This is a genomic window from Ilyobacter sp., assembly GCF_041583315.1.
Lineage (GTDB): Bacteria > Fusobacteriota > Fusobacteriia > Fusobacteriales > Fusobacteriaceae > Ilyobacter.
The window spans coordinates 1-11,774 of the sequence record NZ_JBFHGC010000021.1; the positions used below are offsets into that span (position 1 = coordinate 1).

Genomic DNA, 11,774 nt, shown 5'->3' on the forward strand with positions numbered 1-11,774 from the left:
GGGCATTTAGCTTATTTTTCACAGGCCTTGATTTTTGTTTACTTTTCATCAAGGAAAAGTAACAGCCTTTCGGATAAATTCAGTAATTTACAAAAACTTCTCCACTCCACTGAGATCATTTTCATCAAAATTCGGAAACCATTGTCTCAATCTTTCCTTAGATTTAAGTTTTATCTCATGATCTATATAATTCTTTACTCTTCCGAGAGCAAAGGCCAGGGCACCTAGATCGTCTACAAATCCTCCGGGAATCATATCAGGTATAAGGTCTAAAGGTGCAATGAAATATCCCAGAGCCCCTATAATTATGGCCTTGTCCTTAGAGGGTACCTCTGGTTTTTTCATAACTTCAAATAATAAAATCCCTGCATATATTACATTTATCCCGGCCTTTTTTGCAAAATTCCCAATTTTTTCCAAAAATTTTGACTCACTGTACTGTTTTTCATACTCTTCGGTATTTATATTTTTCATCTAAAATCCTCCAGATTTATTTTTTATTTCTGTATTCCCATGGTGCCTGAGGATTATCCTGCTCCCACAAGCCCTTTTTATCTTTTTTAGCCCTGTTTTGGAGTATCTCTAATTTTTTTTCTTTCCTGGCGTATTTTTCGTACCACCAGGCATATCCTTCCTCTACCATAAGTTCGTTGAGATTGACTCCCTTTGAGTAAACTTTTCCCACAAGCCTCCCGTATCTGTCTTTTTCCACCACTTCTACTCTCACATCGTTTTTATCTATGTTCTTCATCAAGAACTCCTTAGCCTCCAAACCATAGGGCTGTGAGCTCTCTGGGCAGTCTATTCCGTAGAATCTTATTTTAAATTTTTCTCCGTTCATAACAATATGGATTGTATCCCCGTCAGGAATGTATACCACTTTACCTCTTACTTCTTCTGGAATCTCATTCTTCTTATTATATTCTACCTTCTCTTTGCTAGAATTCTTTTCTTCCGTCTGAAATTTACCAAAATAAGTCAGTATCACTATCATTATAATATAAATTATCTTTTTCATTGGTGTGCTCCTTCTTCTCCTCTGATCTTTCTGAGATAATATTAGCATAAAAAAATATAATTTAATAATATATCCTGAGACAGAGAGAGTTATTTTTCCTAATGTAAACAAAAAATAATCTTCATGGGATTACAAAGAATTCCATGAAGATTATTCACTGTCTAAACGATCAAATTAACAAATGATAGTGCCCCTATAAACCAAAGGGTGGGATTGATCTTATCAAACTCCCCTGTCCCTGCATGAACCACCACATATGCCACAAATCCAAAGCTCAGACCTACGCTGATGCTGTATGTAAGCGGCATCATGAGAATAGTTATAAAAGAAGGAATAGCAATTTTAAAATCCGTAAAATCTATCTCCCTTATATTTTTAAACATATAAACCCCTACTATTATTAGAGCGGGAGATGTTGCAAAGGCAGGAACTGCACCTACAAGAGGTGTGAAAAGTAGAGCTACAAGAAACAATGAGGCAGTTATCACAGATGCCAGGCCTGTCCTTGCTCCTGCGGCTATTCCTGCTGCTGACTCAGAAAGAGTGGTCACTGTACTGGTCCCCAAAAGCGCCCCTATAACCGTAGAAATGACATCAGAATGAAGCATTTTTCCCAGACCTTCTATCTTCCCCTCTTTGTTTTCAAGTCCTATCTCTCTGGCACATGCTATAAGAGTCCCCAGAGAATCAAAAAGGTCTACAAACATAAATGAAAATATAGGTCCCATCAGAGATATTTTCAGTGCTCCCAGTATATTCAGCTTAAAAGCAATGGGGGCTATACTAGGAGGCATAGATACCAGCGTTTTCGGAAGAATCACCTCTCCAAACATTATACCTAAAACTGTTGCTGCTACTATACCTATCAGTATTCCACCCTTTACCTGTCTTATCTCCAAAATAGCTGCGATTATAAGACCTATTACTCCGAGTACTACAGGAGTAGAAAATTCTCCCATGGTTACCAGTGTGGCAGGACTGGCTACAACAAGACCCATGCTCTGAAGTCCTATGAATGATATAAACAGACCTATTCCTGCAGTAACGGCAATTTTAAGGGATGCAGGGATGCAGTTTGCTATTTTTTCTCTTATCCCTCCTATGGCCATGAGAAAGAAGAATACTCCAGACATAAACACTACTCCCAAAGCGTCCTCCCAGGTAATCCCCTCTCCTAAAACCAGTGTGTAAGTAAAAAATGCATTGAGCCCCATACCAGGTGCAAGGGCAAAGGGTGCATTTGCCCACAGAGCAGATATGAGCGTCCCTATGGCTGCCGAAAGGCAGGTCACTGTGATAAGTGCTCCCTTGTCCATACCTGTGGAGCTGAGTATAGAGGGATGCACAAAAATAATATAAGACATAGTGAGAAATGTCGTCACTCCCCCTATAATCTCCTGTTTTACATTACTCCCTCTTTCATTGAGTTTAAAGAGCTTCTCCAACACTCCCTCATCTCTTCCTAAAACCTTTTCCATTTTGTCCTCCTAAAACCTTATTTAAATCTTTATAATAAAAAAAGATACAAATTCATGATAGAATTTGTACCTGAATAAACCTGCTCCAAGTATAATTCCACCCATAGCAGATTCATTTAAGGTGAATCCGTAGAAACTCTTGGACCATATCTCCAAAATTATACGAGTGAATTATTTTCCTAAACCTAAAATAATCCTAAAACCAGTTAATATTTTAAACAATAACCTCTATTTTGTCAATTTGTTTTTAAAGGTTTCAGGAAGTGGAAGGTCTATCTTTAGCTTGAGTGAAGGAATTTCTGTCAGATGGGAAAATAGACACATCTCTCCTCTGCTGTTTTCCCCGTATTTCGCATCGCCTACTATGGGATGCCCCAGGTTAGCCAGGTGAACTCTCAGTTGGTGGGTTCTTCCTGTTCCTAGTATACCCTCTAGTATTGTTCTGTTTTTACCTCTTTGGATGACTTTGAAATAACTTATACTTTCTTTTGCCCCATCTTCATATTTCTCAAGCTCTATCACATGGGTGTCTGTCTTTTTCAGATAGCTTTTTATCTGAAATTCATCCCTGTCTACCCTTCCCTCTACTACAATGTAGTATCTCTTATTTATATCTCCGTCCCTCATCTCTTCAGATAGCTCTCTGGTTACAGGAAGGGTTTTGGCTCCTATTATTAGTCCGGAAGTAGCCTTATCTATTCTGTTTATAAATGTAAACTCTTCACTTTCATAGTAGGATTTCAGCATCTCTGACAAACCGTAATCGTGGCCGCTTCCCTTGTGCATAACCATATTAGAAGGTTTGTTGAAAATGAGCACCTTTTCATCTTCATAGACTATACCTTTTTTTATATAGTCTCGCTCCTCCTGGGAGAGATTTACAAATTCTTTTACAGCTGTCTCACCACCCATGTAAAAGACCTTTACTACATCTCCCTCCTGCAGCCTGTAATTCTGCTTTACTTTTTTCCCGTTTACTTTTATTCTGCCTTTTCTTATGAGCTTAAATATCTCTGTAAGATTTATACCTTCATACTTCTTTCTTATAAACTTATCCAGTCTCGTGTCATGGAAGTTTTTTTCTATATTATGTTCCATATTCTCTCCTTAGTCTTTGTATATCTTTACACTCTGCACGATACCTAGCATCATAAATGTAAATAAAAACGAACTTCCTCCGTAGCTCATAAGGAGGAGTGGCAGTCCGGTAACAGGCATGACACCCATTATCATCCCCATATTTACTACAGTGTGGAAAAATATTATAGCTGCCACTCCGTAGCATACCAGCTTTCCGTAGTTGTCGTTAGTAGCACTTCCCACTCTGGATATCTGTATTATAAGTGCCAGATAAAGTCCTAAACGTATAAGTCCTCCTATGAGCCCTGTCTCTTCCAGAAATACTGCCCCTATAAAATCCGTATGGGATTCAGGCAGAAACCGCAGCTTACTCTGAGTCCCCTGGAAAAATCCCTTGCCAAATAGACCCCCTGATCCCACTGCAATCATTGACTGGATTACATTCCATCCGCTTCCTAACATATCTGCTTCCGGATTTAAAAATGTCAGTATTCTCTGCTTCTGATACTCCTTCAGAAGAAAGAAATAGGATACAGGAACAAAAGCTGCTCCTGCCCCGGCTATTATTAGTATGGACTTCCAGTCAATTCCGTGGATAAATATGAGAATACAGTATAAAAATATTAATACCAGAGATGTCCCCAGATCCGGTTGTTTTGCTATCAAGAGAAATATCGGTACTATATGAATTCCAGTCAAGACTATATGTTTCATTCCACGAAAGTTATTCTTGTACTTATTTACCAGTAGCTCTGAAAGAGTCAGCACTATAAAAAGTTTTGAAAATTCAGAAGGCTGTATATTTAGAGGCCCTAGAGGTATCCATCTCTGAGCTCCGAGACGGGTCTCTCCAAATATAAATACACTCAGCAGCAAAATTACATTAAAAAGATAGATTACCTTTGAATACTTAGCATAATTTCTATAATTAAAAAAAGAAAAAAATAGGTAAACCCCAAGACCTATAACTATCCATACAAGCTCCCTATAAAAAAAACCATAAGTTTTTTGATGGGTGGCACTGAGTACGGAAAAAAGACTGACAGCAACTATCAGCATTATATTTATAAAAAGAGACCTATTCATTTTTTTTATTTTTCTGAGGATGGCTCTTATATCCCTGTTATTTTTCATGACTCCCTCTTTCGCTACTTTTTACCTGTGTGACCAAATCCGCCGCCGCTTCTGCTTGTCTCTTCAAGGCTATTCACTTCACTGAATTTCATCTGGTATACTTTTTGAAGAACCAGCTGGCCTATTCTTTCTCCTGGCTGTATCTCATAGTCTTCACTGCTCAGGTTTACCACTATAACCTTTATCTCTCCCCTATAGTCTGAATCTATAGTCCCAGGGGTATTCAATAGGGTTATCCCGTGCTTTATAGCCAGTCCGCTCCTAGGCCTTACCTGCACCTCATATCCGTAAGGTATTTCCATTTTTATTCCGGTAGGTATTAGATCTCTCCCAAGTGGTTTCAGTGTCACAGGCTCATCCATATAAGCACAGACATCCATTCCAGAGGCTCCCTCTGTCATATATTTCGGAAGAGTTACTCCCTCTTCTTTTAGAATTTTAACTTCTATTTTTTCCAAAATTTATCCCCCCTATATATCGCCCAATATTGTCCAAGAGTAATATTTTTCGTCGAAAATTTCAAGTGCCGCAGTTTTTATATCCTCTAGACTTATATCCTCTATCTCCTGGATTATCTCATCTAAGTCCCTTACTCTGTTATATACTACATAAGAGCTGGCCATTCTGTTCATCCTTGATTTGCTTGTTTCAAGACCAAATGTCAGCATACTTAAAAACTGATTTTTAGCTTTTCTTAGCTCTTCCTCTGTTATTCCGTCTTTTTTTATCTCTTCAAACTCGTCCTTGATCATCTGGATCACTTCTCTGTAATTTTCCTTTGTTGTTCCTGCATATACTGTGAAGAGTCCTCCCTCTTCAAAAGATGAATTGTAGCTGTATACAGAGTATGCAAGGCCTCTTTCTTCTCTTATCTTCTGAAAAAGTCTCGAGCTCATATTTCCCCCGAGGATGTTTGATATTATAGAAACTGAATATCTGATCTTATCAGTTGTCGATACTCCCTTTGTGTTAAAGCACAGGTGCATCTGATTCGTATCTCTTTTTATGATATTTTCTCCTGGATTCACAGACATATCACCGTCATACTCTCTCTCAAATTCATCTCTTTCAAGAGTTCCTATTCCTTCATTCAGAAGATTCATTATCTCATCTTTATCCACACGTCCTGCTACTGATATTACAATCTTAGACGGCACATATCTTTCCTCAAAATACGAAACAAGTTTTTCCCTGGTGATATTCTTTACACTTTCCATACTTCCCAGTACTATGTTTGACTGACTTCCGTTTACTGCAAATCTCACATTTTCATCATGAACTTTTTCCTCGGGAATATCCTCATACATTTTTATCTCTTCTATCACGACATTTTTTTCTTTTTCCAGATTTTCTTCGGTGAAAGTTGAGTTTAAAAATATATCTGTCAGAATATCAGTTCCGACTTTCAGCTTATGAGAAAGCATCTGTACATAATATACAGTCATCTCTTTGCTTGTATAGGCATTTACTATCCCGCCTTCATTATCTATTGTTTCCGATATCTCTTTAGAGGTTCTGTTAGTTGTTCCTTTAAACATCATGTGCTCTAGTAAATGAGATACCCCTTCTTCACCTGGAAGTTCATTTTTAGCTCCTGTTTTCACAAATATCCCCAAGGCTACTGAATTAAGATTTTCTATATTCTCAATTAATACGGGAATTCCGTTTTTCAATTTTAGTATCTCTATTTTCATAAGTTGTCCACTCCCATTCTATCAATATTCGGCTCTATACATGGTATAAATACCGAGTCCCAGAAATAAAACATTAGGTATCCAAGCCCCTATAAAGGGATGAAGCACACCTCCCATACTCACTGCTTCCATCGATGCCTGCACTATATAGTATCCATAGCCAAGGCCCACACTCATTGCCACACTCACTGCAGAGGCCCCTCTCACATATCTGCTTCCCAGAGACAGTCCCAGAAATGATATTACAAAACTGGCAAAAGAAAAAGAGGTTCGGTTTCCAAGCTCCATGAGTATCTCTCTGGAATTTCCACCTGTCTGCTTTATCGCCCCTAGAGTACTTCTCAGTTCTTTTATAGTGAGAAGTTTAGGGTCTATATTAGGAGCCAGGAATCTCTCAGGCTCCTCATCATATCTTACATCCTGCAATACCGGCAGGGTGTAGCTGCTCTCATTTTCCAGATTGTTTACTGTTACATTTTCAAATTTCCATATTTTATTTTCTCTGTCATAAACACCTTTTTCAGCTGTTATAATCTTTGTCAGTTTTTCAAATTTTGAATCCAGTTCCAGTATCTCTATGTTTACAACTGTAGAAGTTATCCTGTTTATGCTTTCAGCATAGTATACGTAGTTGTCTTTTCCCCTGAGAAAAGCTTTTTTTCTGCTTTCAGGGAGCTTCATGTCTTCGTAGCCGCCTCTTTTTATCTCTCTAGACCTCTTTATAGATGCTGGATACACCCTGTCATTCATATAGTAGACACCCAGAGATATAAGAAAAGCTACTAAGATAGGAAAGGCTATTATTCTCTTGAAACTTATTCCAGAAGTTTTCAGAGCTATTATCTCAAGGCTGCTGGCCATTTTGTTTATGGTCATTAGCCCCCCTAGCAATACTGCCAGAGGCATTACCTTTATTATTATATCAGGAAGGAGGCTCAGTATATAATATACGGCATCCAGTCCGCTAAATCTTCCCTCTGTGACATACCTTATCACCTTAAAAAGCTGACTCAGTATAAAGATATTTATAAATCCAAAAAGGCTCAGAATAATAGACTTTATGAAGTTTAGTGTAATATATCTGTCTATTCTCTTCATCTATCCTCTCCTCTTTTTCACAAAGTACATCCACATTGTAAGTCCCAAAAGTACAAAGTTCGGAGTCCACACCCCTATAAAAGGTGATATTTTATCCCTGTTGGCCATTACCACTCCCACATTGAGAGAGGCTATGTAGAGGAAGATTACCCCTAGACTTATCCCGTAGCTGACACCCTTTCCGCTTCTGTGATGCCCTATGGAAAACAATACCCCCAGGACTCCTAGCATAATTGCCGAAAGAGGGATAGCAAGCTTCTTGTTCATTTCCACAATATAAGGCAGTTTCTCTTTTTCCTCTTTGATCTTTATCTCCTTCAGGAGCTGTCTCACCGACATGGTCTCTATCTCACTTACTTTCATCTTTACATTTTGGAAAAATGAGTTTATAGGTATCCTCTGTTTTGAAAACTCCCCTCTCAGTTTTTCTTTTCCTGTGGGGTCTAGATTATAAAACTCTGCATCTTCCAAAATCATAGCCGCGTCTTTCCACAGTGCTTTTTTTGCAGTGAGAACTGTGGGAAAAGGATTGTCTTTTTCCTTTTTAAAGATGATTATATTTTCAGCAGACCCGTCTCCACCTACTTTGTCTATGTAGATGCTGTAGTCATCCACCTCATCTATATACATATTTTCCTTCAGCTGAAATGCAGGCTTCTCGTAGGCTATCTTCAGAGTAAGTTGCTGCAGTTTTATAAAAGAATTAGGTATTATAGATTCCTGCAGAAAAAAAACAAAGGCCGTTATACCCAGAGCCAGCATAAAAGTAGGCTTTATTATGCTGTTCAGACTCATTCCCATAGAGTTCATAGCAGTACTTTCACTGGTACTGGTGAGTTTAGAGTAAGTTATCATGACACCTAGGAAAAATCCCATTGGTATAGTCTGGGAAAGTATAGGGGGAAGATAAAAAGAAAGAATCCTCACAACATCTAGGAGGGATACACCCTTTACTATGATATTTTCCATCATCTGTACCATGATATCTATTAAAAAAATAAAGGTAAAGAGACTGATACCAAAAATTATGGGCATCTTCATCTCCTTTAATATATACCTATGTATTATTTTCATTAGATTACTCCTTTAATATATTTTTCAGATACTTGTCTATTTTTTCTTTATGTGCAATATTTTGAAGTTTTTCACCGTATTCATCGGGAAAATACTCTCTCAGCGTGGGAAGAGAGTATATAAATGCCTTCTGACTATAGCTCCCCTCTCCGTATTTTTTCACAAAATCCATATTCATACTCAAAAGAGAGTAGAAAACCAGAATTACAAATGAGATCAACAGTCCTTTAAATGATCCCAGTATAGCTCCTGCAGCGGTATTTATTTTACCCTTGAAAGCCTTTTTCAGGGCTTTTTTTATAAACATTATAAATATCCCCATTACTGTGTAGACTCCGAGAAATACAATGGCGTAGACTCCCGAGTAAAAGGGACTCTCAGGCTTGATTGCAAATCTTAATATGAGTATAGGGGTTATACTTTTAGAAAAAATAATATTTATTATCATTCCGAAAAAAGAAAGTACCTCTATAAAAAATCCATTCAAGTATCCCTTTAAAACTGTAATTAAAAGTATTACTGCTATTAAAATATCAAGATACATATTGACCACTCCCTGTTAATCCTCTAGAACCTTTACCCACAAGGCTTTTAAATATAAAGTTTCCGGAACATGCAAAATCCAAGGATGATCCTCTGGCTGATAATTTATCCCCATTACCTGGAGTCTTTTCCCGTTGTTTGAAGCTGCCATTCTAGTTACCTCTATAAGGTCCTGAAGTGATAGATGATATGCACATGTTATTATTCCCAGTATTCCGTTGTTCTCCAGCATCTTAAAGCTCTCGTCACAGAGGTCGTAAAAGAAGTCTCTTCCTCTCCTTATATCGATTTTCTTCTTTATAAGAGAAGGAGGATCCAGGGTTATGACGTCGTATTTGTCTCCCCTTGATGCCATCACTTTCAGCAGCATGAAGGCGTCTCCTTCTACAGTTTCAAAATTCCCTTCAAATCCGTTTAGTTTATAGTTTTCATGACACAGTTCCAAGGCATGGGCATTTTTATCTATGGCCACGACTTTTTTACATCCCTCTTTCAATGCAGCTACAGAGAAACCTCCGCTGCTTGAGAAAACATCAAGAAATCTAGTATTTCCATTGAGATGAGGCCTTATAAATTTCCTTGAATCTCTTTGATCCAGAAAAAACCCTGTTTTCTGACCGTCTACTATATCTATCACATATTTTAGGCCGTTATCTTCCATTATTGTTCTGTCAGGTATATCTCCGAAAATCACTCCGGTTTTCTGCTCTACTCCCTCGTGAGTTCTGTTCTCCACATCACTTCTCTCATAAATCCCCTTTGGCTTTACTACTTTTTTTACTGCATTTATTATCTCTTGTCGGAATTTCTCAATCCCTGAGTTTCTGAACTGTATGGAGAGATACTTATCAAATTTGTCTATAATAAGCCCTGGAAGCCCGTCTCCCTCTGAGAAAAATATTCTTGTGCAGTTTGTTTCCCCTTCTAGATGTTTCCTCTTTTCATAGGCTTTTTTTATCTTATCCAGGATAAACTTTTTATCTATAGGTTCATCTTTCGTTGTAAGAACCCTCACAAAAGCAGAAGTTCCCTCTGTGACATAGCCTCTTCCTACAAAGGTAAGATCCCCCTTGCAAACATCTACTATATCTCCGGTTTTCGGCTCTCCCATCATGCTATGTATCTCATCCTTAAAAACATTTGGATAAAAATTCTTTATTTTTTTTTCTTTACCGTTTTTCAGTATAACTCTTATCATCAATCTATCCTTCCTGAAACTCTTTCGTTTCACTCTCTTGCAGAGATTTTAATTTTAGTACTTTCCCGTTTTTTATATAAAATCTGCTTACTCTTCTTCCCAGTCCTATCATTATCTCATAGGGTATTGTCCCTATACCTTCTGCTTTTTTCAGTATATTTTTCCCTATGATTGTTACTTCTGTCCCTACGTGCACCCTGTCTTTCAGTTCATCTGGTATTTTTATCATGGTCATATCCATGCATATTTTACCTATTACCCTGCACGCCACTCCGTGTATTTCTACAGTTCCTCCGTTTGAAAACTCTCTGATAAATCCGTCAGCGTATCCCACTGATATAGTACCGATAAGGTCTCCAGGTTCTGCTGTCTCTGTATTCCCATAAGATATATATGTTTTTTCAATAATTTTATTTAAAAAAACTATTTTTGTTTTAAAGGAAAATACAGGTTTAAATTTTTTCTGGAGATCACTTTTAAAGGGAACTATACCGTGAAGAATTATTCCCACCCTGACTAAATTGTTGTTTGTAGCGTCTCCAAACCTCAGTAGTCCCGAGCTGTTTAATATATGTCTGTACCTTATGGACTCCATTTTTTCAAAAACCTTGAATTTTTCGATTTGAGCCAGTGTAAACTCATCTTTTTCAGGCATATCTGCCACAGAGAGATGAGAATAAACTCCCACCACATCAGCTATACCTTCATCTTTTATCTTTTTTATAGCTTCTATGGCTTCTTCATGGGAAAATCCCAGTCTTCCCATTCCAGTGTCCACTTTTATATGCACTTCTGGATGGAGATTATTCCTCTTTAGAAATTCTATCTGTTCAAATGAACTTATTGTGATTTGAAAGCCACAGTCTACAGCATCTGATACATTCTCAAATGGAGTAGCACCCAAAAGTAAAATTTCCCCTTTTATGCCTGCTTTGTAGAGCTCGTAACCTTCTTCATAACAAGCCACACCGAAGTTCTCAATTCCGTTTTCAGACAACACCCTGGCACACTCTAGTGCACCCATACCATAACCGTCTGCTTTTATTACTCCCATAATCTTTTTTGATCCTGCAAATTCTTTTATTCTGTTTAAATTATATATTAAATTATCCAGATTTATATCTGCCCAAGCTCTCAAAAAACCTCACTCCTCTTCCTGTTAATACAAAAATACTCCTTATTATTTTTAAGAAATATTTTTATATTAAGCCTTCCCGGTTTGACCGGGAAGGCTTAATTTTTATTTTTCTAAGATAGCTTCTTTATTTTTATTCTTTTCCAATAAATATACCAACGGGCTGGCTACAAAAATCGATGAGTAAGTTCCTGCTACTACCCCTATAAGCAGAGTTGTTATGAAAGTCCTCAGACTGTCCCCTCCGAAAATCAGGATTGCTATTACTGCAAGAAAGGTTGTGAGAGATGTATTTATAGATCTCGTCATAACCTGGCGTATA

Annotated in this window: 12 protein-coding genes, 1 pseudogene and 1 riboswitch; all 13 genes and pseudogenes read right to left on the minus strand. The window is 37.7% G+C overall.

What is annotated here, in order from left to right; genetic code table 11:
• Positions 1-87: 87 nt before the first annotated feature.
• Positions 88-474 carry a YkvA family protein gene (locus tag ABZA26_RS01650; protein WP_372712779.1) on the minus strand — a complete coding sequence of 129 codons (387 nt, stop codon included), beginning with the start codon at positions 472-474 and terminating at the stop codon, positions 88-90.
• Between the two features lie 16 nt (positions 475-490).
• The gene (locus tag ABZA26_RS01655; protein WP_372712780.1) at positions 491-1,018 is read right to left on the minus strand and encodes a thermonuclease family protein; all 528 of its coding nucleotides are present in this window, start codon (positions 1,016-1,018) and stop codon (positions 491-493) included.
• 161 nt (positions 1,019-1,179) lie between these two features.
• Positions 1,180-2,496 (minus strand): NCS2 family permease, encoded by a 1,317-nt coding sequence (locus ABZA26_RS01660; RefSeq protein WP_372712781.1) that lies wholly within the window; start codon positions 2,494-2,496, stop codon positions 1,180-1,182.
• 84 nt (positions 2,497-2,580) lie between these two features.
• Positions 2,581-2,682, minus strand: a riboswitch (purine riboswitch).
• A gap of 42 nt (positions 2,683-2,724) precedes the next feature.
• Positions 2,725-3,594 (minus strand): RluA family pseudouridine synthase, encoded by an 870-nt coding sequence (locus tag ABZA26_RS01665; RefSeq protein WP_372712782.1) that lies wholly within the window; start codon positions 3,592-3,594, stop codon positions 2,725-2,727.
• A 9-nt stretch (positions 3,595-3,603) separates the two neighbouring features.
• Entirely contained in the window at positions 3,604-4,710 is a 1,107-nt protein-coding gene (gene rodA, locus ABZA26_RS01670; RefSeq protein ID WP_372712783.1) for a rod shape-determining protein RodA, read from the minus strand.
• 14 nt (positions 4,711-4,724) lie between these two features.
• Positions 4,725-5,168 (minus strand): dUTP diphosphatase, encoded by a 444-nt coding sequence (dut, locus tag ABZA26_RS01675; protein WP_372712784.1) that lies wholly within the window; start codon positions 5,166-5,168, stop codon positions 4,725-4,727.
• 12 nt (positions 5,169-5,180) lie between these two features.
• Positions 5,181-6,404: a M16 family metallopeptidase gene (locus tag ABZA26_RS01680; protein ID WP_372712785.1), complete on the minus strand. Its 1,224-nt coding sequence runs from the start codon at positions 6,402-6,404 to the stop codon at positions 5,181-5,183.
• A gap of 21 nt (positions 6,405-6,425) precedes the next feature.
• Entirely contained in the window at positions 6,426-7,502 is a 1,077-nt protein-coding gene (locus tag ABZA26_RS01685) for an LptF/LptG family permease (RefSeq protein WP_372712786.1), read from the minus strand.
• The gene (locus ABZA26_RS01690; protein WP_372712788.1) at positions 7,503-8,576 is read right to left on the minus strand and encodes an LptF/LptG family permease; all 1,074 of its coding nucleotides are present in this window, start codon (positions 8,574-8,576) and stop codon (positions 7,503-7,505) included.
• Between the two features lie 4 nt (positions 8,577-8,580).
• The gene (locus tag ABZA26_RS01695) at positions 8,581-9,120 is read right to left on the minus strand and encodes a CvpA family protein (RefSeq protein WP_372712789.1); all 540 of its coding nucleotides are present in this window, start codon (positions 9,118-9,120) and stop codon (positions 8,581-8,583) included.
• A 15-nt stretch (positions 9,121-9,135) separates the two neighbouring features.
• A complete protein-coding gene (locus tag ABZA26_RS01700; protein ID WP_372712790.1) occupies positions 9,136-10,317 on the minus strand; it encodes a class I SAM-dependent rRNA methyltransferase in 1,182 nt (393 codons plus the stop codon).
• Positions 10,318-10,321: 4 nt separating this feature from the next.
• Positions 10,322-11,455 (minus strand): alanine racemase, encoded by a 1,134-nt coding sequence (gene alr / locus ABZA26_RS01705; protein WP_372712791.1) that lies wholly within the window; start codon positions 11,453-11,455, stop codon positions 10,322-10,324.
• A 102-nt stretch (positions 11,456-11,557) separates the two neighbouring features.
• Positions 11,558-11,774 (minus strand): annotated as a pseudogene (locus ABZA26_RS01710) (protein translocase subunit SecF); the annotation flags it as partial.

Bases quoted from the DNA above. Each gene is read 5' to 3' on its own strand.
- ABZA26_RS01695 (WP_372712789.1), bottom strand. From the start codon at position 9,120: ATGTATCTTGATATTTTAATAGCAGTAATACTTTTAATTACAGTTTTA.
- rodA (WP_372712783.1), bottom strand. From the start codon at position 4,710: ATGAAAAATAACAGGGATATAAGAGCCATCCTCAGAAAAATAAAAAAA.
- ABZA26_RS01685 (WP_372712786.1), bottom strand. From the start codon at position 7,502: ATGAAGAGAATAGACAGATATATTACACTAAACTTCATAAAGTCTATT.
- ABZA26_RS01700 (WP_372712790.1), bottom strand. From the start codon at position 10,317: ATGATAAGAGTTATACTGAAAAACGGTAAAGAAAAAAAAATAAAGAAT.
- ABZA26_RS01690 (WP_372712788.1), bottom strand. From the start codon at position 8,576: ATGAAAATAATACATAGGTATATATTAAAGGAGATGAAGATGCCCATA.
- ABZA26_RS01680 (WP_372712785.1), bottom strand. From the start codon at position 6,404: ATGAAAATAGAGATACTAAAATTGAAAAACGGAATTCCCGTATTAATT.
- ABZA26_RS01665 (WP_372712782.1), bottom strand. From the start codon at position 3,594: ATGGAACATAATATAGAAAAAAACTTCCATGACACGAGACTGGATAAG.
- ABZA26_RS01650 (WP_372712779.1), bottom strand. From the start codon at position 474: ATGAAAAATATAAATACCGAAGAGTATGAAAAACAGTACAGTGAGTCA.
- ABZA26_RS01655 (WP_372712780.1), bottom strand. From the start codon at position 1,018: ATGAAAAAGATAATTTATATTATAATGATAGTGATACTGACTTATTTT.
- ABZA26_RS01660 (WP_372712781.1), bottom strand. From the start codon at position 2,496: ATGGAAAAGGTTTTAGGAAGAGATGAGGGAGTGTTGGAGAAGCTCTTT.